The sequence below is a fragment of the Dactylosporangium cerinum genome, from assembly GCF_042653625.1.
Classification (GTDB): domain Bacteria; phylum Actinomycetota; class Actinomycetes; order Mycobacteriales; family Micromonosporaceae; genus Dactylosporangium; species Dactylosporangium cerinum.
Genome location: NZ_JBHSIU010000054.1, coordinates 475,167 through 500,163, shown reverse-complemented (window position 1 = coordinate 500,163; position 24,997 = coordinate 475,167). Strand labels below are relative to the sequence as shown.

Here is a 24,997-nt window from a genome sequence, read left to right as displayed (position 1 = left end):
TCATGACGCATCTGCGGGCGGCTGTCACGCGGTCGGGGCGGCCTCCGTCAATGGGAGCAGGACCGTGAAGCGGGTGTCGCCGGGCGTGGATGTGACGCGGATGTCGCCGTGGTGCTTCTTCACGACGATGCGGTACGAAATGTCCAGCCCGAGGCCCGTGCCCTCGCCGACCGGTTTGGTGGTGAAGAACGGTTCGAAGATTCGTGGGCGCACCTCGGCGGGGATGCCGGTGCCGGTGTCGGCGACCTCGACCGCCAGGCAGTCGCCGTCGAGGGACGTGCTGATCGTCAGGGTGCCGTCGCCGTGCATCGCGGCGACCGCGTTGTCGATCAGATTCGTCCAGACCTGGTTGAGCTCGGCGGCGTACGCGGGGATCGGCGGCAGGTTCCGGTCGTAGTGGGTGACGACCCGGACGCCCTGCTTGGAGATCTTGGCGTTGAGCATGATCAGGGTGGCGTCGAGCAGCTCGTGCACGTCGACGACCTGGAACGGGCCGCGGTCCAGCTGCGAGTACTGCTTCGCCGCGCCGACCAGACCGGAGATCCGGGTGACGGCGTCGTCGATCTCGCCCATGAGCAGCTCGGTCTCGATCGTGTAGACCAGCCAGCGCACCGCGGGCTCCAGGTCGAGCTTGCCGACGCAGAGCTTGACGTCCTCCAGCCACAGCACGTCGACGCCGCCGGCGACCAGGGTCGGGGCGAGATCCCAGGCGCCGTTGACACCACGCTCGTCGAGCCAGTCGCCGATGGCGTCCTCGGCGTCGCTGGCCGCCAGGGCGGAGCGCTTCGGGGCGTTCTGCGCCAGCTTGACCGCGCGTTCCTGCAGCTCGACCAGCCCGTGCAACTGCTGGCCGTCGAGCCGCCCGTCGGCGATCATCGCGAGCTTGTGGCGCATGCCGGCGACCCGGTCGCGCAGCACGGCGGTGGCGCGCACGGCCGCCGCGGCCGGGTTGTTGAGCTCGTGCGTCAGGCCGGCGGACAGGGCGCCGAGGGCGAGCAGCCGCTCCCGCTCGGCGGCGGCCTGGTTGTTGTTGCGCATGCCGAAGAACAGGCCCTCGAGCAGGTGCATCGCCATCGGGAACCACTGGCGCATCGCGGCACCCAGCTCGACGGCCGGCAGCTCGTACACCTCGACGTCCGTGATCGCGTGCATGGTGTTGTTGTAGACCTGCGGCACCCGGTCGCCGAGATATGCCTGGGTGGCGCCGCCGTAGACGCCGACCTGGTCGGTGCGGTTGAGCTCGACGTCGTCGCCACGCACGTTGCGGCTGAGGCTGACCATGCCTTCCAGCAGCACGACGAAGCAGGTCGCGGTCTCGCCCTCCCGGTAGACGGCGTCGCCGACGCCGTACCGGACGGCAACGCCACGCTCGGCGAGCCACCCCAGCTGGTCCTCGTCGAGGGCCTCGAACAGGAACAAGCCACGAAGCTCGTCCAATGACAGGCGACGGCTCATTGACCCTCCACCAGATACCGGTGCACCAGTGACACGGCCATCGCACCCTCGCCGACGGCCGAGGCCACCCTCTTCACCGAGTCTGCGCGCACATCGCCCGCCGCGAACACTCCGGGCACGCTGCACTCCAGGTGATAGGGGTCACGACCGAGCGCGGCGTGGTCGGCGCCGCTCTCGACGTCCGGGCCGGTCAGCACGAACCCGCGCGCGTCGCGCTGCACCACCCCGTCGAGCCAGTCGGTGCGCGGCTCCGCGCCGATGAAGATGAAGAGCCAGGAGCTGTCCACGGTGCGTTCACCGCTGCCGTCCATGGACCGCAGCGTGAGCCGCTCCAGGTGCTCGTCACCGTCGGCGCCGATGATCTCGGTGCACGGGTGGACCTCGATGGTCGGCACCGAGGCGATCTGCTGGATGAGGTACCGCGACATCGACGCGTTCAGGTTGGGGGCCCGGATGACGAGGTGGACCCGTCGCGCGTACCGGCTGAAGAACATCGCCGCCTGCCCGGCCGAGTTCGCCCCGCCGACGATGTAGACGTCCTGGTCGGAGCAGCTCGGCGCCTCGGTGGAGGCGGAGCCGTAGTAGACGCCCCGGCCGTGGAACTGCTCCAGGCCCGGTGCGGTGAGCCGCCGGTAGGAGACCCCGGTCGCCAGGATCACGCTGTGCGCCGCGATCGTCGTGCCGTCCTCGAAGTGCAGGACGCGGGCCGAGCCCTCCACGGCGAGCCGGGTGACCCGGCACGCGGTGAGCAGCTCGGCGCCGAACTTGACGGCCTGGCGGCGGGCCCGGTCGGTGAGCTGCGCGCCGGAGACGCCGTCGGGGAAGCCGAGGTAGTTCTCGATCCGGCTGCTCTGTCCGGCCTGCCCGCCGGTCGCCCGCTCCTCGAGCAGCACCGTGCGCAGGCCCTCGGAGGCGCCGTACACCGCCGCGCCGAGACCCGCCGGTCCGCCGCCGACGACGACCAGGTCGTAGAAGTCCGATGCCGGGGTGGTCGTCAGCCCGACCTGGACTGCCAGCTCGGCCTCGGTCGGCGCGACCATGGTCTTGCCCTCGGCGGTCACGACCAGCGGCACGTCGGCCTCGGTCAGCCCGGCGGCGGTCAGCAGCCGCTGCCCTTCGGCGTCGTCCGTGGTGTACCAGCGGTACGAGACCATGTTGCGGGCCAGGAAGTCGCGGACCTTGAACGACGGCGCCGACCACCGGTGCCCGACGATCTTCACGTCGGCGACCGGGCGGTCGGGTGCGGCCTTCCACGCCTCCAGCATGGCGTCCATCACCGGATACAGCTTCTCCTCCGGCGGGTGCCACGGCTTGAGCAGGTAGTGGTCGAGGTCGACGACGTTGATCGCCTGGATCGCGGCGTCGGTGTCGGCGTAGGCGGTCAGCAGCACCCGGCGGGCCCGGGGGAACAGGTCCATCGCCTCCTCGAGGAACTGCAGCCCCGTCATGTTGGGCATGCGGTAGTCCGCGAGCAGCACCGCGACCTGCTCGCCGCGCAGCTTCAGCTCCTTGAGTGCGTCCAGGGCCTCCTGGCCCGAGTCGGCGCGGATGATGCGGTAGTCCTGGGCATATTGCTTGCGGAGGTCACGGGCGACCGCCCGGGACACCGCGGGATCGTCGTCCACGGTCAAGATCGCTGGCTTGGCCATGGTCCCAATCCAACCACGCGTTCCGGCGTTCCACGAATACCGCCCGCGGTCTCGCTCTCCGTGCGGATCGGGACCGGATACGGTGTGCTCCGTGAGCAAACCGTGTGAGCACCTCGACACCATCAACGACGTCCAGCCCAGCGCGGAGGGTTGCGAGGACTGCCTCGCCGCCGGCGGTCGCTGGGTGCATCTGCGGGTCTGCCTGAGCTGCGGGCACGTCGGCTGCTGCGACTCCTCGCCGGCCAAGCACGCCACCGCGCACTACAACAGCGTCGGTCACCCCCTGGTCCAGTCGTTCGAGCCGGGCGAGGAGTGGGTCTGGTGCTACGCCGACGACGCCCTGCTCAAGGTCGAAGGCCTGCCCGAGCGCTCCCACCCGTAGCGCTACCGGCATAGACGATCGGCTACTTTCGGGCAGTTATCCGGGGTTATTTCGGGGCCTAAAGTAAGCCGTATGAGGGTGACGTTCGAGGGGAGCGGCGCCGGCAGCGGCCCGCTGTCGTGGGGACAGCTGGACATCTGGCTCAAAATGACCGCGGTCGGGCACGCCATGGCGATGGGCGGGGTCCGCCCGTTGCCTCCCGGGACCACCCTCGATGACGTTGCCGGCGAGCTGCGGTTCCTGATGAGCCGCTACGAGTGCCTGCGCACGCGGCTGGTCCCGGACGGCGACGGGCCGCCGCGCCAGGTCGTGCACGGATCCGGTTCGATCGAGCTGGAGGTCCTCGACCACGTGGACGCGGGCACGGTCGAGGCCCGGTTCCGCGACGCCCCCTTCGACTACGCCCACGAGTGGCCGGTCAGGATGGCCGTCGTCCGCGACGGCGGGGTGTGCAGCCACGTCGTCCTGGTCATGTCCCACATCGTCATGGACGGCGCCGGCGCGGTGCTCATGATGACCGAGACCGACGCCCGCACCACCGTTCCCGTCGGGGGGCACTCCGCCCTCGAACAGGCCCGCCGGCAGGCCCTCCCGGCGGGCGTGCGGCAGAACGCCGCCGCGCTGCGGCACTGGGACACCCACCTGCGCGCCCTCCCCGTCCCGCGGCTCGCCCCGTCCACCGACGTGCACACCCCACGGCACTGGATCGGCGTGTTCCGCTCCACGGTGCTGCCGCAGGCGCTGCGCGAGGCGGCGCTGCGGGAGGGCGTCGAGCCGGCGCCGGCCCTGCCGGCCGCGTTCGCGATCGCGTTCGCGCAGCTCACCGGGGTCACCGTGCTACCGCTGCGGCTGGTGTCGAGCAACCGCTTCCGGGCCGGGCTGGGCGGTGTCGTCGCCCCCGTGTCACAGCCGGGCCTGTGCGTGATCCACGCCGCCGGCGACTTCCCCGCAGTGCTGCACCGCACGCGCGGTGCCGCGATCGCCGCGTACAAGTACGCGTACTACAACCGCCTCGACCTGAACGCGGTGATAGCGGCCGTGATCGCCGACCGCGGCCCGCAGGTCGCCCTCGACGTCAGCCTCAACGACCGGCGCCTCGGCGGCGCCCTGCAGGACGTGCCGCGGCCCGAACGCAGCGAGTTCGCCTGGATCGGCCGTCAGGACGAGCCATCGAACGCGCTGTTCCTCAACGTCGACGGCTCCGACGAGGCGGTGGAGATCACGCTGTACGTCGACACCCACCTCCTCGCGCCGGCGGACGCCGAGGCCCTCCTGTGGGCGATGGAGCGCGTCGCGGTCGGCGCCGCGCGTGTCGAGGAACGGATCGTGGCTCCGACCGTCTCGTGACAGCATCACCGCTGCGTCACGAGATGGGGAACCATGCGCTTCGAGGACCACTGTTCGTGGATCGTCGCCCAGACCGAACTGCTCGTCAGCGACCTGCCGCACGCCCCGCTGGGGCGGCCGGTGCCGTCCTGTCCGGACTGGACGCTCGGGGCCCTGCTGCGGCACATCGGCGGCGGGCACCGCTGGGCCGCCGGGATCGTCCGGACCAGGGCCACGGGCTTCCTGCCCGACGGCATCGTCCGGGACGTCGCGGGCGACGACACCGGCGAGGTTCCGGCCGGCTGGCTCCTCGACGGCGCGCACGAGCTGGCCACCGCGCTGCTCGACGCCGGCCCCGACGAGCCCGTGTGGACCCCGGTCGACGCCGGCGGCATGCCGTTCTGGGCGCGCCGCTTCGCGCACGAGACGCTCGTGCACCGCGCCGACGCGACCCTGGCCGCAGGGACGCCGTTCGAGGTCGCCACTGACGTGGCCGTCGACGCCCTGGACGAGTGGATGGAGCTGGACACGCACCCGATCCACTTCGAGCTCGACCCGGCGAAGAAGGAGATCCTCGGCCCCGGCCGGACCGTCGCGCTGCTCGCCGACGACCTGCCTGACGGCGGGTCCGTCGACGTGCCCGCCGGTTGGTTCGTCGACCTGACCGGTGAGGTCAACACCTGGCGGCGCGGGGTGGGACCGGCCGCCGTGACGGTCCGGGCGCCGCTGCGGCAGCTGCTGCTCATGGTGTATCGCCGCCGCACGCCCGACGGTCTGCTGGTGACCGGCGACGAGGCGCTGCTGCGGCACTGGCTGGGCCACGTCGCCTTCGGCTGACCCGGGGTCAGGGGGTCGGCGGCTCCTCGACCTCGAGGCTGCCGTTGACCTGCAGCTTGCGGCGGGCCCGCTCGTAGAAGGTGGTGTAGCCGAGGCGCACCACCTTCGCCGCGGACGGCGCCGCCGACACGGTCAGCAGGTCGCCGGGCTTCAGCTCGGCGCTGAGGACCCCGTCGACCTCCATCACGAGGCGACCGCTGGACGGCAGCAGCTCCAGGTCGAGATCCTCGTCGGGGGACAGCACCATCGCCCGGTTGAACGCCGAGTGTGCCGCCGCCGGCACGACCAGGATGCCCTCGACGTTCGGCGAGACGATCGGGCCGCCGGCGGAGAAGCTGTACGCGGTCGACCCCGTCGGCGTCGCCACGATCAGTGCGTCCGCGGAGTATCGCACGAACGGGTAGCCCTGCATCGAGATGCCGATCGCGGCGAGCCCCTGCCCGGGCACCCGCACCAGCGCGATGTCGTTGAACGCGGTCACGTCGGTGCCGTCGGGCAACCGGGTGCGGATCGCCATCCGCGGCTCCACCGTGTAGCGGTGCGCGTCGATCGAGCTGAGCGCCGCCGGCAGGTCGTCCACCGCGACCTCGGCGAGGAACCCGAGCCGGCCGAGGTTGACCCCGAGCACCGGCGTCGGCTTGCCCGACAGCAGCCGCATGCTGCGCAGCATCGTGCCGTCGCCGCCGAGGCTCACGACCAGGGACGCCCGGCTCACCAGCTCGTCGGCGTTGACCGCGACGGCGGTGCAGTCGATGCGGTCGACCTCGTCGGGCAGCCCGAGCACCGTCACGTCGCGGGTCCTCGCCCAGTCGATGATGGCGTCGATCGCCGGCTTCGAGTCGCGCCGGGGATGCAGGACCAGCCCGACCGTGTGCACCATGCCCATGGCGCAACTGTACGACCGATCACCGCTGGGCCGGCCACAGCCGGCTGGTTACGGCCGGGCTGGTTACGGCCGGGCTGGTTACGGCCGGGCTGGTTACGGCCGGACTGGTTACGGCCGGACTGGTTCGTGGTGCAGGTCCGGTTCGTGGTGCCGGGCCGGTTCGCGGTGCCGGGCCTGGGGAGCGGCCACGGCGGGCGGGCGCAGCGATCCCACCACGAGGGCGATGGCGACGAGCAGGACGGCGGGTAGCGGACCGGCCCACGGCACCCGCTCCAGCAGCAGTCCCGCGCCCACGGCGCCGACCGGGATGCACGCCAGCGGCAGCAGCGCCGGGCCCTTCACGACCGGCGGCGCCGCGGCCGCGTCGATCGGGTCGCGGGCGGCGGCGTGCTGCAGCCCCGTCGCGATGGCGGCGAGGGCGAGCAACGGCAGCTGGGTGAGGCCGCGCGGGTCGTGGTGCGCCACCATCCACCCGCCGCACAGGGTGCACAGCGCGAGCAGGGCCCCGACCAGGCAGCGGCTCGGCGCGACCCGCCGGGCGAGCAGCGCGGTCCCGCCGTACACGGCGACGGACACCGCGGCACGCAGTGCCGTTTCCGGCAGTCGCTGCACTGCGGATACGCCCAGGACGACCAGGTTGCCGACCACGACGCTGCCGAAGACGCCACCGAGGAACAGCAGGCAAATCCCGTCGACGTACCCGGCCGCGAGGGCCAGCAACCACTGTGTTCGTCGCATCCGTGACCCGTGCCCAGATCCGCGCGACCCACCCTCACCCGCACCGGATGAGCATGTTTGTCGTGTGACAAACATGAAACAGGTGGTGCTGCGGGTACGGTCGCTTCTGAAGGCGACAAGGCTTCTGAAGTCGGGACGGCTTCTGAAGACGACCAGGGAGAGGGGGCGACGGCACGGTGTCGATCGCGCTGCGGCTCGCACTCCATCTCCCGCGGGACGCCGCGACGGTGCCGATGGCCCGTCGCCTCCTGGACCAGGCCCTGCGGACCCTCGGCGTGGAGCCCGGCTGCCGCGACGACATCGGCCTGATCCTCACCGAGGCCTGCGCCAACGTCATCGAGCACGCCCGTGACATCGACGATTATGAGATCACCATCGACGTCAGCGACCTGCGGTGCGTGATCCATGTGGTCAACGACGGCTCGGTGATCGACCCCGGCCGCCTGGTCCTCGCGACCGAGATGTCCGATCGCGAGCTCGCCGCGCTGGACTTCGCGGTCCTCGACGAACACGGTCGTGGCCTGCACATCATCCGCGCGCTCGCCGACGAGCTGTACCTCACCGCCGGCCAGACCGGCGGCCTCGTCCTGCAGGCCGTCACCACCCTGCGCTGGACGAGCGACGCCGAGATCTGGCAACGCCGCTGACCCTCGCGCTTCGCGCGGCCCACGGTGCCGGCAACGCCGCTGACCCGGTCGGCAGCGGCGAGGGCGCCCCACCGCCGCCGACGGTGCCGTCAGGCGGTGGGCAGCGGGGCGGCGGCGGCCACGGTGACCGCGCGGCGGCTCAGCAAGGTGATCACCGCCGCGACGGCCGCGCCGCCGAGGGCGACCGCGACCGCGGCCCGGGCCGACGCCCCGTCGACGGCCGCGCCGGCGAGGGCGCTGCCGAGCGCGGTGCCCGCCGCCGTCGCCGTGCCCGTCCACATGCGGGCCTCGGTGCCCGTCCCGGCGGGCGCGGCCCGGTCGGTGAGCTCGTAGGCGATCGCGTTCAACGGCGCGAGCGGCGTCCCGGCCAGCACGAACAGCGCCGCCAGCCACCACAGCCCGACGGGCAGCAGCAGCGGGGCGAGGGCCGCGCACATCGCCGCCGACAGCAGGCCGAACGACGAGGGTGACAGGTGCGGGGTGAGGCTGCCCAGGAGGCTGCCGGCCGCGAACCCGCCGAGCAGCACCCCGGCGAACCCGGGCCGGCCGCCGGCGGTTGCGTAGGCGGCGGCCGCGACCTGCAGTGCCCCGATCGCGACGCCGAGCGCCGTGCGCGACCCGACCAGCGACAGGATCGCCGGGGCGCGCAGCGGCCCGAGCACGCCGCGGGACGCGCGGGCCGGTGGCCGCCACGCGCGGGCCGGCGGCAGCAGCGCGAACGCGGTGGTCGCCAGCGCGGCGAGCCCGGCCGTGAGGATCAGCCCGAGGGCGGGCCGCCCGACCGCGACCACGGCGCCGGCGACCACCGGACCGGCCACGAAACCGATTTCGAGCAGGGCGCTCTCGAGGCGGTACGACGCCCGCAGCTGCGGTCCCTCGCCCAGCATCGCGATCCAGATGCCGCGCATGCAGGCGGCGACCGGCGGCCTGGCCGCGCCGGCGACCGCGGCGAGCGCGACGAGGACCCCGAGCGGCGCCGACGGGCGCAGCGCCAGCCCGAGCAGCGCCGCGCCGTGCACGGCCGCCGTGGCGAGCAGCACCGGGGTCTGGCCCGCCCGGTCGACGAGGCGGCCGATGAAGGGCGCGCCGGCGCTCGTGCCGACGGCGAAAACGCCGGCCACGATCCCGGCCGCGCCGAACGACCCCCGTTCGTGCTCCACCAGCAGGACCAGCGCCAGGGTGACCGCGCCGGCCGACAGCCGGGTCAGCAGGTTCGTGACGGCGAGGGCCTTCGCAAACGGCCGCCCCAGCACCGCGGCCCAGAGTGTCAACACCCCGGCAGTTGTACGTGAAGCCGCCCACTGTCCGCACCGCATTTCCGCCCGGGGCGATCCCTCAGCCCGGCCCGAGCGGAAATGCGGTGCGGGCGGTCACCGCGAGGTTCCACGGCACCACCCGTCCGTCGCCCGGCGGCGGTTGCCACGGCCGCATGTCGGTGTCCACCTCGACGACGTCCTCCAGCCGCAGCGAGGGCTGGACCAGGAATGCGCGGAGGAACGTGGCGAGCGTCAGGCTCCGCGACCCGACCCGGCTGCGCACCGGGAACCGGCCGGTGGGGTCGACGGCGTGGCGCTCGTCGCCGTATCCGGCGGCGAGGCGCAGCTCGTGCCGCTCGACCTCGTCCTGCCGGTCCAGGAACGGACCGACGTAGGCGGGGTGCAGCCCGAGGTAGACGAGCCGCCCGCCGGGGCGCAGGACCCGGGCCGCCGCGGCGATGACGCGGGCGAAGTCCTCGACGTCGGTGTGGATGTACGTCATGACCACGGCCGGCACCGAGGCGGCGGCGAACGGCAGCCGCCCGGCGTCGGCGCGGACGAGCCGCGGGTTGCGGGCCGCGGCGACGCGCAGCTGGTCCGCGGACAGGTCCACGCCGATGACGGTGTGCCCGCCGGCCGCGACCGCGGCGAAGTGCAGGCCGGTGCCGCAGCCGATGTCGAGGCAGACCGGATCGGCCGGGTCGGCCGGGCCGAGCAGCCGGGCGAGCAGGTCCGCGGACGCGTCGCCGTAGCGGCGGAACGTCGTGTCGTACCAGTCCGCGTGCCCGTCATAGCGGGCGGCCGGGATCAGCCCTGCTCCTGGATGCGGATCAGGTTCCCGGCGGGGTCCCGCACGGCGCCGTCGCGGACGCCGTAGGGCTGTTCGGCGGGCTCCTCGACGATCTCGGCGTCGTTGGCCCGCAGCCGGTCGAACAGGGCGTCCAGGTCTGGGGTGGACAGGTTGATGCCGGCGTAGGTGCCCTTGGCCATCATCGCCTCGATGGTGCGGCGCTCGTCGTCGGTCCGGCCGCTGCCGGGCGGTGCGATGGGCTCCAGGACGATGGACACGGCGGGCTGGCCGGCGGGGCCGACGGTGATCCACCGCAGCCCTTCGTAGCCGACGTCGTTGCGGACCTCGAAGCCGAGGGCGTCGCGGTAGAAGGCGAGGGACTCGTCCGGATCGGTGTGCGGCAGGAACGCCGAGTGGATGGAGATGTCCATGCCGTTCACGCTAGGCGGGGGCGCGCGACGGGAGCATCTCGATTCCTGACCGGTCTGGTCACCCGTTTGGCGAGGCACGGCGGCATCCCGGCGGTGGCGCCCGCCGCGCGGGTCCGGTAGGTGCTGGGCGGCATGCCGACGAGCTCGGTGAAGCGGGTGCTGAAGGTGCCCAGCGACGAGCAGCCGACGGCGAAGCACACCTCGGTGACGCTGAGGTCGCCGCGCCGCAGCAGGGCCATCGCCCGTTCGATCCGGCGGGTCATCAGGTACGAGTACGGCGACTCTCCGTAGGCGACCCGGAACTCGCGGCTGAGGTGCCCGGCCGACATGTGCACGCCGCGGGCGAGCTCCTCGACGTCGAGCGGCAGCGCGTAGTCCCGGTCGATGCGGTCCCGGACCCGGCGCAGCCGAGCCAGGTCCCGCAGATGCTGCGTGGGCCGGCTGGTCATGCCCTCGATCGTGCCACATCCCGGGGGCTGCGGGCGTGGGGTGTGGCGGCGCAAACGGGTCGCCCGCATGCACCGGGACGGATACGGTGGCGGCGTGCCAGATGCGATCTTCGCCGATTCCCGGCTCGCCGTCATATACGACGTGTTCGACGGTGACCGCGGCGACCTCGACCTCTACCTCGGCGTGGCGGACGAGTTCCAGGCGCGGGCCGTGCTCGACGTCGGCTGCGGGACGGGCTGCCTGGCGGTCCTCCTGGCGGCCGCCGGCCGGCAGGTCACCGGGGTGGACCCGGCCGGCGCGTCGCTGGCCGTGGCCCGGTCGAAGCCGGGCGCGGAAGCGGTCACCTGGATCCACGGCGACGCCACGACCGTCGGTGCGGTGGCGGCGGATCTCGCGACGATGACCGGCAACGTCGCCCAGGTGTTCCTCGACGACGAGGCCTGGGCTGCCACCCTGCGGGGCATCCATGACGCGCTGCGCGACGGCGGCGTCTTCGTGTTCGAGACCCGCCGCCCCGAGCGCCGCGCCTGGGAGGGCTGGGCCGCCGACCCGGGCCCGGTCGTGCGGGACGTGCCCGGCATCGGCCCGGTCGAGCAGCGCCGCGAGGTGACCGAGGTGGCGCCGCCGTTCGTGTCGTTCCGGCACACGTACACCTTCCCCGGCGGCGATCGCGTGCACTCGGACTCGACGCTGCGGTTCCGGGACCGGGCCGAGGTCGAACGGTCGCTGGTCGATGCCGGGTTCACCGTCCTCGACGTCCGGGACGCGCCCGACCGGCCGGGCCTGGAATTCGTGTTCGTCGCCCGGAAGGCCTAGGAAAGCCGCACCGTGACGGTCTTCGGGCGCTGATACTCCGCCAGGGCCAGGACGCTGAGGTCGGTGCCGTGGCCGGAGCCGCGGCGGCCGCCGTGCGGCAGCTCCGCGGTCTGCTCCAGGTGGCAGTTGACCCAGACCTCGCCGCAGTCCAGCTGCCCGGCGAGATGCAGGGACGGCCCGACCGCGGTGCCCCACACGCTGGCGGCCAGCGCCTGCGGCACCGAGTTCGCCAGGGCGATGACGCCGTCGAGGTCGTCGGCGGCCTGGACGGTGAGCGCCGGGCCGAACATCTCCCGGGTCACGGCCGGGTCGTCCGGTGCCAGGTCCGCCAGGATCAGCCCGGCCCGCCAGAACCCGCCGGCCTCGCCGTCGCCGACCGCCACCTCGCCGCTGCGGCGGACACCGGCGCCGGATTCGGCGACGATCGCGTCGAAGCGGGCGACCTGCGCGGGGTTGTTCAGCGGGCCGAAGTCCGGTCCGGCGCGGCGGGCCCCCATCGCCTCGGCGAGCCGCTCGACGGTCTCCTCCAGGTGGGAGCGCAGCGTGATGACCCGGGCCGGGGCGGCGCAGCTCTGCCCGGCGTTGTACGTGCAGGCCCCGACCAGCGCGTCGTAGGCATAGGCGGGCGCGTCGGGCAGGACGACCGCGGCGCAGTTGCCGCCGAGCTCCAGGCTGACCCGGCGCAGCCCGGCACGGGCGACGACGTCCAGGCCGCCGGCCTGGCTGCCGGTGAACGCGACCGCGTCGACGTCGGCGCCGACGAGCAGCCGGCCGGTGTCGCGGTCGCCGGGCAGCGCCACCAGGACACCGGGGCCGAGCGTCTCCGCGGCGTGCTCGGCGAGCAGCACGGCGGTGTCCGGGGTCGTCTCGGCCGGTTTGAGCACGACGGTGTTGCCGGCGGCGAGCGCGGGACCGAGCCGCCACGCCGCCATCAGCAGCGGGTAGTTCCACGGCACGATCGCGGCGACGACCCCGATCGGCTCCCACCGCACCCAGCTCTCCCGGCCCGGCAGGCGGTGCCCGGCCGCCGGGGTCAGGTCGGCGCGGACCGCCCCGGCGTAGAAGCGCAGCACGTCCGCGGACTGCAGCACCTCCGCCCGGGCATCCACATCGGACTTTCCGGTGCCGGCGACCTCGCGCTGGACGTACACCTCCAACTGCCGCTCGATGAGCGCGACGAGCGACAGCAGGCGGTGGGAACGTTCCTTGGCGGTCAGGCCGGCCCAGCCGCGCAACGCCGAGCGGGCCGCGGTCACCGCCGCCGTCACCTCGGCCGGGCCGCCGGGCTGCAGCTGGGTGCGGACCCGCCCGGTGCGCGGGTCGGTCAGATCATGTGTGCTCACACCACATCGTAGGCACGCAGCCACAGCTCGAGGGTCAGCACCAGCCACACCTTGCCGCCCTGCCGGGGCAGCAGCGCGCCCTCGCCGCGCAGCCACGCCCGGATCGTCACCGGGTCGAACAGGCCGCTGGTGCGGCTGCCGAGCAGCACGTCGTCGGCGAGCTCCCGCAGCGGGCCGCTCAGCCACTGCTGCACCGGCACCCGCATGCCGCTCTTGGGACGGTCCACAATGGTCGCCGGCAGCAGATCCCGCACGGCCTCCTTGAGGATCCATTTCTCCTCGGTGCCGGCGAGCTTCAGCCGCGGCGGCACGGTGAACGCGTGGTCGATGACCTGCCGGTCGAACAGCGGCGACCGGCCCTGCAGCCCGCGGGCCGCGGTGAGCCGCTCGACCTTCGTCAGGATGTGGTGGGCGCCCTTGGTGCGCAGGTTGCAGTGCAGCAGCCGGTTGAGGTGCGCGCGCATCGTGCCCGGCGACAGGTACGGCGCGACGAACCGCTCCGGCCCGGGCTCGCTCTCCAGCGCCCGCAGCGTGTCGGCGGTCAGCAGCGTGGGCAGGTCGCCGTAACACTTGCGGTAGGACCGCAGGTAGGCCAGGGACCGCGCGTCCGGTGCAGGGTTGTCGCGGTGCAGCTCGAACAGCAGCATCGGCAGGTTCTTCGGCCCGCCGAACACCGGGTCGCCGCCCTCGCCGTTGAGCACCACCCGCATCCCGTCGCCGGCGACGGCCTCGGCGAGCATGAGGTTCGGCACCGTCAGCGGGTCGCCGACGGGGCTGTCCAGCAGCGCCACTGTCTCCGCGAGCCGGGCGGCGACCTGCTCACCGGAGACGCTGAGGATCTGGTGCCGGGTGTTGCAGTGGGCGGCGACCAGCCCCGAGTACGCCAGCTCGTTCGGCAGCTCATGGCCGAAGCTGATGGAGTACGTGCGGACCTCCTGGTCGTGCAGCTTCGCCGCGAGCGCGGTGACCAGGCTGCTGTCGACACCGCCGGACAGCAGGACCGCGGCCGGTTCCGCGGCCGGCAGCCGCAGGCTCGTCGCCCGCTCCAGCAGCGCACGCAGGGTCGCGGCGTGCCCTGCGGTCGTGGTGTCCTCGTCGACGGCCTCGGTCGCGTCCCAGTACGGCTCCTCGCGGACGGTCCCGTCGGCGCGCAGCCGCACGATCCTGCCCGGCAGCACCTCGTGCACGCCGCGCAGCAGCGTCTCGTCGCCGGGCAGGTAGGCGAACGTGAGGAACGAGCGGACCGCGGCGAGGTTCAGCCCGGTGTCCAGGGACGGCCATCGGCGCAGCGCCCGCAAGGAGGTCGACACCGCCCAGCGGCCCGCGGCGCGGGCGTGGAAGGCGGTGCGGGTGCCCACGTGGTCGCGCACCACGACGAGGTCCGTGCCGTCGGCGATGACCAGGACGAACATGCCGTCAGCAGCGCGGATGCCCGTGCCGCCGAGCGTGCTGTACACCCGCAGCAGCAGCTCGCCGTCGGGCGTCTCCGGTGGCGCGGGGGCGCCGGCCGTGGCGAGGGCGGCGAACAGCTCGGTCCGGTTGTGCAGCACGACCTCCCCGAGGGCGTGCAGGCCACCGGCGGTGAACGGGCCCTCGGCGAAGCCGGGCTCGGCGTCGACGAAGCCGAGCGCGACGGCGCCCGCGTCGACGACCGCCCGGGCGCCCAGGTCGCTCAGCGCCGGACGGCCGCCCGACATCGCGGCGATGCGTGGCACGTGGAAACCTCCAGGATCCGGTCGGGCTCAGCCGAAGTCGTCGTCGGAGCCGCCGCTGTCGTCGGTGTCGTTCCAGCTGCTGCTGCTGTCACCGCCGTCACCGCCGTCGCCACCGTCGCCGGACGACTGCTGTTGCTGCTGGGCCTGCCGGCGCAGCTCGTCCTCCTCGAACTCCGACATCAGCAGCGGCGGCGCGACGATCGCGCCGAGCAGCGCGCCAGCGCCGACCGCGGCGAGGATCGCGCCGGTGCGGCCGCCGAACGACGTGCGGTTGACCGTCATGGTCCCGTCGCCCCACGCGGTGCGGCCGTAGCCCTGGTCGCGGCCGTAGACGACCTGACCGGTGGTGTAGCGGCGCTTGATGATGCGGTCGCCGAGGACCTCGTCGATGCCGCTGCGCCCCGCGTTGTCCTGCCACTGGACGTAGTGGTCACCGGCGCGGCGGCGCCACTCCTCGCGGCCGTCGGCGAAGCGGCGGTGGACGCTGCGGTCGCTGAGCAACTCGTCCGTGTAGTGGATTTCCCGGTACTGGCTCACAGCACTCCCGTCATGATGCCGGCCAAGTCATGAAACCCGCGGCCTGGAGCTGGCGGAGGCGGGCGGATCTGCGGCGGGTCCGGCTCTGGCCCCGGACCAGGCGGTGCACGGTGCGCAGCAGCCGGGCCGGGTTGACCGCGGCCACCTCGACCGTCCGGCCGGCCCGCAACCGGCGCAGTTCCCACGCCTCCAGCCCGGGCTGGTGGTCAACCGCGGCTTCCTGTCCGGCCGGACCGGTGGTGGCTTTCGGTCCGGCCGGACCGGTGGTCAGGTGCAGCGCGGCGGCGTGCACCGGGCGCAGCCCGAGGGGGTTGACCCGCAGGTCGCCGGCCCACTGCCGGACCTCGTCCACGGCCGCGTAGCCTTCGGCGCTCGCGTCGTGCAGCACGTGGACGACGGCGTCGCCGGTGCGCTGCAGCGCCGCGGTCAGGCGCGGGTCGAGCGGCAGGTCGGGCAGCGCGAACACCGGGCACGCCGACTCCATGTGCAGCTCGTTGGCCAGCAGCATCGCCGCGATCGCGGGGTCCTGACAGACCAGCAGCCGGGGGAGCCCGTAGTCGTAGAGGTCCGGCACGTCGTCGTTCGGGTCTGCGTGTTCCGCTTTCGTGGGTTCCGGCTTCTTGAGCTCAGGCAGCAGGCCCGGCACCGGGCCGTGGCGCTCCAGGGCGGCGAGGAACCGGTCGTACCCGATCGGCGCGGGCAGCGTGAACCCGACCCGCCGCGGCAGGCGGTGCAGCGGCAGCAGGCCCCGGCACACCTCGTAGTACAGCTGCCGGTGGGTGAACCGGATCCGTCCCGGCAGCCCGGCCCGGACGGCGGCGGCGCTGAGGGCCCGGTCGATGATGCTCATGCCGTCGGCCAGGTCATGAACCCGATCGCGGCGGCGGCCTTCTGCGCCGGGTCGTCCTTCCCGCTGAGGTGACCGGCGACCTTCTCGACCCGGGCCAGCAGCTGCGCCGGGCGCAGCGCGGCGACCGGCGAGGACCAGCCGTCGCCGAGCCATTCCAGCTCCTTGGGCGTCAGGTCCGTGTTGGCCTTCAGCCAGGCGATCCGCTCCGGCTGCCGGTCCTTCGTCCGCAGCTTGAACGGGTCCTTCGCGGCGAGGACGGTGCGGGGGCGCAGCCCGAGGTCGATGACCCGCCGGCCCTGCAGCTCGTGCTTGGCCGACGCCAGGAAGATCTCGCCGTCGAGGCTGGCGTCGTGGATGACCGCGACCGGCGTCGACGGTGGCAGCTCGGCGACCTTCGCGGCGAGCGCGGCGTTGAACCGGCGCCCGACGTCGTTGACCTGGAGGCAGGCCAGCACGGACGGGTCCGGGCTGAGGATCGCGAACGCCGGCTGCTGCGGCTGCCGGCCGGGTTTCACGTGCGGCTCGTCGACGATCCCGCCGGGCGGCTTGCCGTACACCCGGCTCCAGCCGCCGATGATCTCCTGGCGGAACTGCTGCAACGACATCTTCATCACGACCGCGCGCTTGATGACGCCGGTCACCCGCAGCCAGATGATGACGGCGCTGAACACCAGCAGCGCCGCGCCGATGACGGCAAGCACCGGGGGATTGCCGCCGAAGGTCCCCAGCACCACCAGGACCAGGCCGGCGATGATCGGCACCACGATCGCGCACCCGGTGGGGCCGCTCGCGGCGACCTTGTTGGTCTTGCGGGCGGACGCGTAGTACAGCTGGGTCGTGGTGTACCAGAGCCCGCCCTCGGACAGCTTCTCGGTGAGCCGGCGCACCTTGACGTCGTGCAGGGCGAGCGGGTTCTCCTTCGGCTCGAACACGAACGGCTTCTTGCAGGAGCCGCAGCGTTTGCCGGGACGGCTCTTGCGGGTCAGGTTGGCGGTGCAGTGCGGGCAGATCATGCCGATCCCTCCAAGCGCACGGCGAGACGGCGGGCGGCCTGCGCCGCCCGCTCCCGCCAGCTCATCACACCCGGTGACGGCGCGGAGCCGACGGCGCGCAACGCCTTCGCCAGCGCCGGATAGTCCAGTGCCGCGCCGCCGCCGGACGGCTCGGCCGTCGCTCGGCGCTCCGCCTCCTCGGCGGTGATCGCGTAGTCCTCGTGGTCGATGCCGAACCCGGTGTTCGCGGCCAGGATCAGCAACCGACCGGCGCCCCGGTTGACGAACGAGTGCGGCAGCAGCGCCGGGATGCGGATCATGACGCCGGGGGTGAGCCGGACCGTCACCGCCTCCTGCCGCTCGTCGTCGTAGAGCCCGCACGCCGCGTAGCCGAGGCTCAGCACGAAATGCTCCCCGCCGTGCGCGTGCGGGGTGAAGGCGCTGTGCCCCCGCATCAGGCCGAGCTTGTACGTGGCGTTGCTGGGCCGCTCCGGCGAGGTCAGCGCGTCACCGATCAGATACCGGGCGTGCTGCCCGCGGTCGATGAACGGCAGCAACGCGCCGGCGTCGAGCAGGTCGCCACGGCCGGTCCGGGACGTCAGCAGCGCCGTGCCGTCGGCCGTCAGCGAGTACAGCTCGACGCCGGCCGGCAGCGCCTCGGTTCCTTTCACACTGCGCACTGTACGAAACCCGGGCACCCCCGCATACCTGGACATCCGCGCAGTTGCCGCTGCCTGAACGGCGAGTTCCCGATTGGCGAAGACTCCTGGCTTGCCGGCTGCCTACCAATGGTTCCAGTGCAGCACCTCGTCGCGTGCGATGCGTCGGGCGGGTCGGAATTCTGTGCCCAGGGTGTATGCGAGGGGAATGAAGGCGGCGAGCATGACGTCCTGGTAGGGGACGTTGAGGATGGTGGCGAGTTCCCGTTCCAGGGGCGCCTGGGCGGTGGTCCAGACGGTGCCGAGCCCGCGAGCCCGGGCGGCGAGCATGAAACTCCACACTGCGGGCAGGATGGAGCCCCAGGTCATGGCCTGGTCCAGGACCGAGGCGCGATCGGTGCGGCCTTCCACGGCTGGGATGACGAAGGCGGGCACGCGGTGGATGTTGTCGTAGAGGTGCTGGAAGCCGTCGGTGATGCGGCGCATCGAATCCGGGTGGGCGTACATCCGGCGTAGATCGCGATCGTTGACGGGCTTGCCTCCGCCGATCGCGACAGCGGCGCGGAAGAGGTCGGCGACGGCGCTGCGCTGCGCGGCGTCGGTGACGACGATGAAGTGCCAGCGCTGGCGGTTGCGCCCGGTCGGGGCCTGGGTGGCCAGGTCGATGCATTCCTCGATCAGGTGCCGGGGCACGGGACGGTCGAGGTCGAGGCGTTTGCGTACCGCACGGGTGGTGGACAACACGTCGTCGGCGGTCAGGTTCAGATGCATGACAGTGCTCCACAAAGGATTCGGTACGGGTCAGGCTCAATCTTGCCGCAGATGATCTGTCTACCAATGATTGGTGAGCATACGATTGTGCTTGATCTGTCGTCAAATCATCTGCCGGCAGATGATTGAGGTAGGATGGCGGTCGCAGTGAAGGGGGACAGGATGCCAACGGCGGCCACCAGTGCACCGAGCAGCTACTTTGCGCAACTTGCGGCTGAACGCCCGGACATCGCCTTGTGCCGAGCCTCGACGTTGGTTGCGCGCGCCGCTGAGGAGCACGCCGTCGAGCAGCGCCTTGGTGTCGGGCAACAGCTGGTGCTCAAGATGCTCGCCGCAGTCGGCCCCTGCTCCCAGCAGACGCTCAGCGAAGAGCTGCGCATTGACCGGAGCGTCATGGTCAACGTCGCGGACGAACTGGAGCGTTCCGGCCTCGTACGACGCGAACGTAACCCCAACGACCGGCGTGCCTACGCCGTCACCATCACTGAGGCCGGCCGCACGCGACTCGCTGCAGCCGAGACGGCAATGCCCGAGTTCCTCGACCGCACCTTCGCCAACCTCACCGCGGCAGAGCGCAGGCAGCTCACCGCAATACTCGGCAAGCTCCTAGAAATCCGCTGACCCGGCTCAGCCGGAGGGCTGCCGCGAATTCCGACGGGTGCGGCAGGTACCGACGTGTCGGGGTCACTCGCAGGTGAGGTCGTGCTCGGCGGCCAGGCGCTCGCGTCGTTGGGTGCCCCATGCGCCCAGCGGGCGGAGGGCCTCGTTGAGTGAGATGCCATGTTCGGTGAGGGAATACTCCACTCTGGGCGGGACTTCGCGATAGACCTCGCGATGGATGAGCCCGTCCTCCTCCATCTCCCGCAGGTGCTGGATGAGCATCTTCTCGCTGACGCCGGCGAGGCCGCGTCTGAGTTCGCCGAAGCGGCGGGTGCCGTAGTTGTTCAGCTCCCACAGGATCAGCGACTTCCACTTCCCCGACACCACGTCCATCGCGGCGTCGATGCCGCAGATGTAGGGGCCGCGCCTGGCGTTCGAACTCATCGCGTTCTCCCTGGCCTGGATACTTACCAAAGAGTAAGTATTGAACAAAATAGTGGGTACTAGCTATCACGAAGGTACCTGCGGACGATGGTGATCGGCGCGCCCGTCATGTCACCGAGCAGAACGAAGGAACATCTGATGACCACCAGCACCACGGTCCTGGGATTGGGGGCGATGGGCAGTGCCCTCGCCGGAGCGGCCCTCGACGCCGGCCGACCCACGGTCGTGTGGAACCGCAACCCACGTCGGGCGCAGGTCCTCGGCGGGCGCGACGCCGTCGTTGCCGGCAGCGTGGAGGAGGCAGTGGCGGGCGACGGAGTGATTGTCGTCTGCCTGTTCGACCACCGGTCCGTGCACAGCGTGCTCGATCCGGTCGCCGCCGGCCTGTCCGGGCGTACGGTGATCAATCTGACGACCACGACGCCGAACGAGTCGCGCGAGCTGGCTGCATGGGCCGCCGAGCGCGGCATCGTCTACCTCGATGGTGCGATCATGGCGGTCCCGCAGATGATCGGCGGTCCGGGTTCCGCGATCCTGTACAGCGGCTCGCTCACCGCCTTCGAACAGCACCGGCCGCTGATGGACCTGTGGGGTGCCAGCAGCTTCTTCGGGCCGGACGCAGGTATGGCCTCGCTCTACGACATGGCGATGTTGACCGGCATGTACACGATGTTTGCCGGCTTTCTGCACGGTGCGGCGATGGTCGGCGCCGCGGGCGTGTCGGCGACCGGGTTCGCCGAGCTGCAGGTGCCATTCCTTGCCGCCATGACCGGCCAGCTGGCTGGCTTCGCCGCGACGGTCGACGCCAAGGACTACACCGGAGAGGGTCAGCAGAGCCTGCAGTTCACCGAAACGGCGCTGGCCGCGCTACTGCGGGCCACCGCCGAACAAGGCGTCGCCGTCGAGGTGCTTCAGCCGGTGCACGACATCGTGCGGCGTCAGATCACCGCCGGATTTGCCGACCACGGCACCGCCCGCATCTTCGAGGAACTGAGAGGCGCGCGATGAGCCGCACCGGCACGCCGGCCCCGGTCACTGTGATCGGCCTCGGCCCGATGGGCCGGGCGATGGGCACTACCCTGATGCAGGCCGGGCATCCGGTCACCGTGTGGAACCGTACGCCCAGCCGTGCCGACGACCTTGTCTCCGCCGGGGCCACGCTGGCACCCACACCCGCCGCCGCCATCGCCGCCAGCGGCCTGACCATCATCAGCCTCACCGACTATCAGGCGATGTACGACATCCTCGCCCCGGTGATCGATGACGAACGGCGGCCTGCCGCACTGGGAGGCAAGGTTCTGGTCAACCTCAGCTCCGACACGCCGGAGGCGTCGCGGCGGGCTGCGGCATGGGCGACAGAACACGGTGCGAGTTTCATCACCGGCGGAGTCATGGTGCCTGCTCCCGCAATTGGTAACCGCGGCGCGTACGTGTTCTACAGCGGGCCAAAGGACGCCTTCGACACGCATGAACCATTACTGAGGGTGATCGGCGAGCCTCAGTACCTCGGCGGCGATCCCGGCCTGGCTCAGCTGTTCTACCAGGCCCACCTCGACGTGTTCCTAACCGCCCTGTCGAGCCTCCTGCACGCCACGGCCCTTGTCACCGCCGCGGGAGTCCCGGCGGCGGACTTCCTGCCTGGCGTGCTGACCACCCTCACGGGCATTCCGGCGATGATCGGCGATGGCGCGCAGCTGGCTCAACAACTGGAGGCCGGCGAGCACCCCGGCGACCTCAGCACAGCTCTGATGATGGGTGCAACAGCCGACCACATCGTGCGGACCAGCGAGACCTTCGGCGTCGACGTTGCCTTGCCGAAGGCGGTCAGGTCGCACTACGACCGGGCGATCGCCGCCGGCCACTCAACCAAGAACTGGACGGCGCTCTACGAGGTGATCAAAGCCGAGAGCTGACGGATACACTGGGCCGGCGCGAACCGCACGCACGTGCCACGGCGCAACGGGCGGGTGAACTGGCCGCAGTCGGACCACTGGTGGTCGACGATCGCGTTCTGATATCCCCGCAGCGTCGGCTTCGTGCGCCCGTCCCGAAGATGTCCGGCACTCCATGCGTCGAAGTCCAGCGGCGTCTGCAGCGCCCGCTGGGCGCGCTTCGCCGTGCCGTCAACACCGAAGGGCCGTGTCCCGTGCGGCGCACCGTTGTCGCATCGGATGCAACATCGCGCACTTTCAGCATCCGCCGTTGCCGAAGTCGAGCACGATCCGGGCCGTGGCGCCGCCCGAGGTGACGTCGACAGGCAGGCAGACCGCCTCCCGCACGACGAACCCACCGGCGAACTCGCCCGCCGTCGCACCACAGGCGGCGAAGGCAACGGTGTGGTCGAGGCCGTTGAGGTACGTGAGCGCCGCCACGGCCCGCTGCGGCTCGGGAATGCTGACGGTGGCCGGGGTGCCACCGCGCAGCCGCATCGCCACCTTGAACCACCGCCACCCCTGCCCGTCGGGCGCCCGCTCCGCGAAGCCGGCCCGGTCACCCCACCGATAGTCCAGCGCGCCGAACACCGCCGGCCCAGCCGCCGGCGCCGTGCGCCACGCGTCATCCCCGAGCCCCACGCTGACGAGGCTGGAACAGCCGCGTTGCGGGCCTGTCGAGGCAGGTACCGGCGCGACGGCGGCGGACGGCGGCGGTGGGACGGAGGCGGACGGCGGCGGGGCGGGTGCGGGTGCTGCGGTGCAGGCGGCCAGCAGCAGCACGGCGGCCGGGCCCGGCACTCGGGACAGCCTGTTCATCGGCACCTCCTCACCGTGGAGAATCGCACCAGAGCCGGTGGGTTCCCGCCGGCGGGACGGAAGGCGGCGGCATGTTCGACCTCACCGGGCGCTACGCGCTCGTCACCGGCGCCGGGCACGGCATCGGCGCGGCGATCGCTCTGGCCCTCGCCGAGCACGGCGCCGACGTCGTGGTGCACCACGGGCACTCGGCGGAGCGGGCCGCCGGCGTGGTCGCCCGCATCGCCGGTCTGGGGCAAAGGGCGACGGCCGTCCAAGCGGACGTGACCGACACGGCCCAGGTGGACCGGCTCGTCGCCGCTGCCACCGAGCACCTCGGCGGCCTGGACATCCTGGTCTGCAACGCCGGGCACCTGGTCGGCCGGGTCCCGATCGGCGAGATGAGCGACGAGCACTTCGCGCAGGTGACCGACGTGAACCTCACCGCGACGTTCCGCACCATCCGCGCCGCGCTGCCCGCGCTGCGCACCTCCGGGTCCGGCCGCATCATCACGATGGCGTCCCTGGCCGCGCACAACGGCGGTGGTCCGGGCGCGGTCGCGTACGCCGCCGCCAAGGCCGGCATCATCGGCCTCACGAAAGGCCTGGCAAAGGAACTGGCGCCCGACGGCATCACCGTCAACGCACTGGCGCCCGGCTTCATCGACGGCACCGACTTCCACGCCACGTTCAGCACCGCCGCCCGCCGGGAGGCGACCGCAGCGGCACTGCCCGTGGGCCGCGGCGGGACGCCCGCCGAGGTAGCCGCCGCCGCGGTCTACCTGGCCTCGACAGAGGCCGCGTTCGTCACAGGCACCACCCTGGACATCGACGGCGGCGCCGCCCCCCGCTGACCAACCGGCACCCAGCCGCCCCACTCCATCCAGGTAGAGACGGTGACCGCGACGGCCTATGGAAGCGCAGCGCCCGATTTATTCACTCGGGCTAGTTAAGAGAGTGCGGCCGCGGAGCGGTCGCATGGGGGCTGCGGGTGGGAACCCCCGCAGCATTACAGCGCGGCAGCATTACAGCAGCACTTCAGTGCGCCATCGCCTTCGGGGCGTCCGGGTCGACGTCGAGTGGGCCGGTGCGGAACAGGATGGCGGACACGGTGGCGCACAGCAGGAAGAAGCCGGCCGACCACCAGAAGACCGTGTGGTAGCTCTCGATGGCGGCTTGCGCGGCCAGTTGTGCCGTCGAGGTGCGGCCGGCCAGGAAGCCGGTCGCCGAGCTGGCGGCGAACGAGCTGAGCAGCGCGGTGCCGATCGAGCCGCCGATCTGCTGCGTCGTGTTGATCATTGCGGAGGCGACGCCGGCGTCGGTGTGGGCGACGCCGGAGGCGGCGGCGTTCTGGGTCGGGGCGAAGATCAGGCCCATGCCGAGGCCGATGACGAGCAGGCCGGGCAGGACGCCGGTGGCGTACGTGGAGTCCAGGTCGAGCCGGGTCATGAGCACCATGCCGCCGGCGGCGATGAGGGCGCCGAGCGGGACGAGCGGGCGGGGGCCGACACGGGGTGTCAGCACGGAGCCGGCGGTCGTCGCGGACAGCATGATGGCGGCGAGCATCGGCGGGAACGCGCAGCCGGTCTGGATCGGGGTGAAGCCCAGGACGCCGGTCATGTAGTACGTGAGGAACAGGAAGATGCCGAACATGCCGGCGCCGGCGATGCCGACCGCGGCGTAGGAGCCGCCCCGGTTGCGGTCCAGCACGACCCGCATCGGCAGCAGGGGGTGGGCCACGCGGCGCTCGATGGCCACGAACGCGAGCAGCACCAGCACGCCGACCGCGATCGGGGCGAGCGTCATCGGGTCGCTCCAGCCGTCGGACTCGGCGTTGCCCAGGCCGTACACCAGCGCAACGAGACCCACGACGGCGGTGACGGCGCCGGGCACGTCGATGCGGCCCCCGGGCCGGGCGGGCTCGTCGCGCAGCTTGAGCAGGCCACCGACCACCGCGACGGCGGCGATGACGAGGTTGACGTAGAGGCACCAGCGCCAGGAGGCGTACTCGGTGAGCACCCCGCCGAGCAGCAGGCCCACCGCGCCGCCGGCGCCGGAGATCGCGCCGTAGATGCCGAAGGCCTTGCCGCGCTCCTTCGGGTCCGGGAACGTGATCGACAGCAGCGACAGCGCGGCCGGGGCGAGCGCGGCGCCGAAGGCACCCTGCAGGGCGCGGGCCACGATGAGCATCGTCAGACCCTGCGCGGCGCCGCCGAGCGCCGAGGCGAGGGCGAACCCGGCCAGGCCGACGAGGAACATCCGTTTGCGGCCGAACAGGTCCGACAGCCGCCCGCCGAGCAGCAGCAGGCTGCCGAACGCCAGGGCGTAGCCGGTGACGACCCACTGCCGGCCGCCGTCGGAGAACCCGAGGTCCCGCTGCGCGGTAGGCAGGGCGATGTTCACGATCGTCGCGTCCAGGACCACCATGAGCTGCGCCATCGCGAGGACGACCAGGGCCCACCAGCGACCGGGCCGCGCGTCCTGCACTGGCGTCGGTGGCGGCAGCGGCGCCGGCGCAGGACCGGCCCGCCGGGCGGCTGGGACGGGACGGGCGGTGGTCGTGCTCATGGGTGGTCCCCCGGGGGTCGGCAGGCAGGTGTGCCCACCGCATCGGGACCGCGCCGCCGGAGTTGAGCGCCCGTTGCTGTGCTGTTCCCCAGATCACACCCGCCGTCGACGTCTTCCGCCGGTGTA

The 24,997-nt window shown here is 72.3% G+C and carries 27 protein-coding genes; 9 read left to right on the top strand and 18 right to left on the bottom strand.

The window, feature by feature from the left end; translation table 11 throughout:
- Positions 1 to 24 precede the first annotated feature (24 nt).
- A complete protein-coding gene (locus ACFPIJ_RS40420; protein WP_380123594.1) occupies positions 25 to 1,455 on the bottom strand; it encodes an ATP-binding protein in 1,431 nt (476 codons plus the stop codon).
- Entirely contained in the window at positions 1,452 to 3,104 is a 1,653-nt protein-coding gene (locus tag ACFPIJ_RS40415) for an NAD(P)/FAD-dependent oxidoreductase (RefSeq protein WP_380123592.1), read from the bottom strand. The genes ACFPIJ_RS40420 and ACFPIJ_RS40415 overlap by 4 nt, the downstream gene beginning before the upstream one ends.
- Before the next feature lie 91 nt (positions 3,105 to 3,195).
- On the opposite strand from ACFPIJ_RS40415, the gene ACFPIJ_RS40410 reads away from it, so the two are divergent.
- The 3 genes from ACFPIJ_RS40410 to ACFPIJ_RS40400 all read left to right on the top strand — a co-directional run bounded on the left by ACFPIJ_RS40410 (position 3,196) and on the right by ACFPIJ_RS40400 (position 5,649).
- Positions 3,196 to 3,486: a UBP-type zinc finger domain-containing protein gene (locus ACFPIJ_RS40410; protein WP_380123590.1), complete on the top strand. Its 291-nt coding sequence runs from the start codon at positions 3,196 to 3,198 to the stop codon at positions 3,484 to 3,486.
- Between the two features lie 72 nt (positions 3,487 to 3,558).
- Positions 3,559 to 4,833 carry a condensation domain-containing protein gene (locus ACFPIJ_RS40405; RefSeq protein WP_380123587.1) on the top strand — a complete coding sequence of 425 codons (1,275 nt, stop codon included), beginning with the start codon at positions 3,559 to 3,561 and terminating at the stop codon, positions 4,831 to 4,833.
- Positions 4,834 to 4,866: 33 nt separating this feature from the next.
- Positions 4,867 to 5,649: a maleylpyruvate isomerase family mycothiol-dependent enzyme gene (locus tag ACFPIJ_RS40400; RefSeq protein WP_380123585.1), complete on the top strand. Its 783-nt coding sequence runs from the start codon at positions 4,867 to 4,869 to the stop codon at positions 5,647 to 5,649.
- A gap of 7 nt (positions 5,650 to 5,656) precedes the next feature.
- Here the strand turns inward: ACFPIJ_RS40400 and ACFPIJ_RS40395 are convergent, their stop codons facing one another.
- Together ACFPIJ_RS40395 and ACFPIJ_RS40390 are read right to left on the bottom strand one after the other, a co-directional pair.
- Positions 5,657 to 6,535, bottom strand: coding sequence for an NAD(+)/NADH kinase (locus tag ACFPIJ_RS40395; protein ID WP_380123583.1), 879 nt, complete (start codon positions 6,533 to 6,535; stop codon positions 5,657 to 5,659).
- A 108-nt stretch (positions 6,536 to 6,643) separates the two neighbouring features.
- The gene (locus ACFPIJ_RS40390) at positions 6,644 to 7,273 is read right to left on the bottom strand and encodes a DUF1275 family protein (protein WP_380123582.1); all 630 of its coding nucleotides are present in this window, start codon (positions 7,271 to 7,273) and stop codon (positions 6,644 to 6,646) included.
- Between the two features lie 176 nt (positions 7,274 to 7,449).
- Here ACFPIJ_RS40390 and ACFPIJ_RS40385 point away from each other — a divergent pair, with 176 nt between their 5' ends.
- A complete protein-coding gene (locus ACFPIJ_RS40385; protein WP_380123580.1) occupies positions 7,450 to 7,920 on the top strand; it encodes an ATP-binding protein in 471 nt (156 codons plus the stop codon).
- 89 nt (positions 7,921 to 8,009) lie between these two features.
- On the opposite strand, the gene ACFPIJ_RS40380 is transcribed toward ACFPIJ_RS40385, so the two are convergent.
- The 4 genes from ACFPIJ_RS40380 to ACFPIJ_RS40365 all read right to left on the bottom strand — a co-directional run bounded on the left by ACFPIJ_RS40380 (position 8,010) and on the right by ACFPIJ_RS40365 (position 10,846).
- Complete coding sequence (locus ACFPIJ_RS40380; protein ID WP_380123578.1) at positions 8,010 to 9,194, bottom strand: MFS transporter; 1,185 nt, start codon at positions 9,192 to 9,194, stop codon at positions 8,010 to 8,012.
- A 61-nt stretch (positions 9,195 to 9,255) separates the two neighbouring features.
- Entirely contained in the window at positions 9,256 to 9,906 is a 651-nt protein-coding gene (locus ACFPIJ_RS40375) for a class I SAM-dependent methyltransferase (protein ID WP_380123733.1), read from the bottom strand.
- Between the two features lie 77 nt (positions 9,907 to 9,983).
- Positions 9,984 to 10,397, bottom strand: coding sequence for a VOC family protein (locus ACFPIJ_RS40370; RefSeq protein ID WP_380123576.1), 414 nt, complete (start codon positions 10,395 to 10,397; stop codon positions 9,984 to 9,986).
- A gap of 5 nt (positions 10,398 to 10,402) precedes the next feature.
- The gene (locus tag ACFPIJ_RS40365) at positions 10,403 to 10,846 is read right to left on the bottom strand and encodes a helix-turn-helix transcriptional regulator (RefSeq protein WP_380123574.1); all 444 of its coding nucleotides are present in this window, start codon (positions 10,844 to 10,846) and stop codon (positions 10,403 to 10,405) included.
- Between the two features lie 94 nt (positions 10,847 to 10,940).
- On the opposite strand from ACFPIJ_RS40365, the gene ACFPIJ_RS40360 reads away from it, so the two are divergent.
- Positions 10,941 to 11,663 (top strand): class I SAM-dependent methyltransferase, encoded by a 723-nt coding sequence (locus tag ACFPIJ_RS40360; RefSeq protein ID WP_380123572.1) that lies wholly within the window; start codon positions 10,941 to 10,943, stop codon positions 11,661 to 11,663.
- Here the strand turns inward: ACFPIJ_RS40360 and ACFPIJ_RS40355 are convergent.
- The 7 genes from ACFPIJ_RS40355 to ACFPIJ_RS40325 form a co-directional block, all read right to left on the bottom strand.
- Complete coding sequence (locus ACFPIJ_RS40355) at positions 11,660 to 13,006, bottom strand: aldehyde dehydrogenase family protein (protein WP_380123569.1); 1,347 nt, start codon at positions 13,004 to 13,006, stop codon at positions 11,660 to 11,662. The two genes, ACFPIJ_RS40360 and ACFPIJ_RS40355, sit on opposite strands and share 4 nt — an antisense overlap.
- Positions 13,003 to 14,721, bottom strand: coding sequence for an asparagine synthetase B family protein (locus tag ACFPIJ_RS40350; RefSeq protein ID WP_380123567.1), 1,719 nt, complete (start codon positions 14,719 to 14,721; stop codon positions 13,003 to 13,005). Before ACFPIJ_RS40350 ends, ACFPIJ_RS40355 begins: the two co-directional genes overlap by 4 nt.
- Positions 14,722 to 14,748: 27 nt before the next feature.
- On the bottom strand, positions 14,749 to 15,258 hold the full coding sequence (locus ACFPIJ_RS40345) for a hypothetical protein (RefSeq protein ID WP_380123565.1): 510 nt from the start codon (positions 15,256 to 15,258) through the stop codon (positions 14,749 to 14,751).
- 10 nt (positions 15,259 to 15,268) lie between these two features.
- On the bottom strand, positions 15,269 to 16,108 hold the full coding sequence (locus tag ACFPIJ_RS40340; RefSeq protein ID WP_380123563.1) for a hypothetical protein: 840 nt from the start codon (positions 16,106 to 16,108) through the stop codon (positions 15,269 to 15,271).
- On the bottom strand, positions 16,105 to 17,121 hold the full coding sequence (locus ACFPIJ_RS40335; RefSeq protein WP_380123560.1) for a hypothetical protein: 1,017 nt from the start codon (positions 17,119 to 17,121) through the stop codon (positions 16,105 to 16,107). Before ACFPIJ_RS40335 ends, ACFPIJ_RS40340 begins: the two co-directional genes overlap by 4 nt.
- Positions 17,118 to 17,771 (bottom strand): cupin domain-containing protein, encoded by a 654-nt coding sequence (locus ACFPIJ_RS40330; protein WP_380123558.1) that lies wholly within the window; start codon positions 17,769 to 17,771, stop codon positions 17,118 to 17,120. The genes ACFPIJ_RS40335 and ACFPIJ_RS40330 overlap by 4 nt, the downstream gene beginning before the upstream one ends.
- Before the next feature lie 111 nt (positions 17,772 to 17,882).
- Positions 17,883 to 18,530 carry a nitroreductase family protein gene (locus tag ACFPIJ_RS40325; RefSeq protein ID WP_380123556.1) on the bottom strand — a complete coding sequence of 216 codons (648 nt, stop codon included), beginning with the start codon at positions 18,528 to 18,530 and terminating at the stop codon, positions 17,883 to 17,885.
- 135 nt (positions 18,531 to 18,665) lie between these two features.
- Between ACFPIJ_RS40325 and ACFPIJ_RS40320 the strand changes: the two genes are divergently transcribed.
- The gene (locus tag ACFPIJ_RS40320; protein ID WP_380123554.1) at positions 18,666 to 19,151 is read left to right on the top strand and encodes a MarR family winged helix-turn-helix transcriptional regulator; all 486 of its coding nucleotides are present in this window, start codon (positions 18,666 to 18,668) and stop codon (positions 19,149 to 19,151) included.
- A 63-nt stretch (positions 19,152 to 19,214) separates the two neighbouring features.
- Here ACFPIJ_RS40320 and ACFPIJ_RS40315 read toward each other — a convergent pair whose 3' ends face one another.
- On the bottom strand, positions 19,215 to 19,574 hold the full coding sequence (locus ACFPIJ_RS40315; protein WP_380123553.1) for a winged helix-turn-helix transcriptional regulator: 360 nt from the start codon (positions 19,572 to 19,574) through the stop codon (positions 19,215 to 19,217).
- A gap of 138 nt (positions 19,575 to 19,712) precedes the next feature.
- Here ACFPIJ_RS40315 and ACFPIJ_RS40310 point away from each other — a divergent pair, with 138 nt between their 5' ends.
- Both ACFPIJ_RS40310 and ACFPIJ_RS40305 read left to right on the top strand, forming a co-directional pair.
- Positions 19,713 to 20,582: an NAD(P)-dependent oxidoreductase gene (locus tag ACFPIJ_RS40310; protein WP_380123551.1), complete on the top strand. Its 870-nt coding sequence runs from the start codon at positions 19,713 to 19,715 to the stop codon at positions 20,580 to 20,582.
- Entirely contained in the window at positions 20,579 to 21,487 is a 909-nt protein-coding gene (locus tag ACFPIJ_RS40305; protein ID WP_380123549.1) for an NAD(P)-dependent oxidoreductase, read from the top strand. The genes ACFPIJ_RS40310 and ACFPIJ_RS40305 overlap by 4 nt, the downstream gene beginning before the upstream one ends.
- Before the next feature lie 276 nt (positions 21,488 to 21,763).
- Here ACFPIJ_RS40305 and ACFPIJ_RS40300 read toward each other — a convergent pair whose 3' ends face one another.
- Complete coding sequence (locus ACFPIJ_RS40300) at positions 21,764 to 22,324, bottom strand: hypothetical protein (RefSeq protein WP_380123547.1); 561 nt, start codon at positions 22,322 to 22,324, stop codon at positions 21,764 to 21,766.
- Between the two features lie 71 nt (positions 22,325 to 22,395).
- On the opposite strand from ACFPIJ_RS40300, the gene ACFPIJ_RS40295 reads away from it, so the two are divergent.
- A complete protein-coding gene (locus tag ACFPIJ_RS40295) occupies positions 22,396 to 23,157 on the top strand; it encodes an SDR family NAD(P)-dependent oxidoreductase (RefSeq protein WP_380123545.1) in 762 nt (253 codons plus the stop codon).
- A 184-nt stretch (positions 23,158 to 23,341) separates the two neighbouring features.
- Here ACFPIJ_RS40295 and ACFPIJ_RS40290 read toward each other — a convergent pair whose 3' ends face one another.
- The gene (locus ACFPIJ_RS40290) at positions 23,342 to 24,871 is read right to left on the bottom strand and encodes a DHA2 family efflux MFS transporter permease subunit (RefSeq protein WP_380123543.1); all 1,530 of its coding nucleotides are present in this window, start codon (positions 24,869 to 24,871) and stop codon (positions 23,342 to 23,344) included.
- Positions 24,872 to 24,997 lie beyond the last annotated feature (126 nt).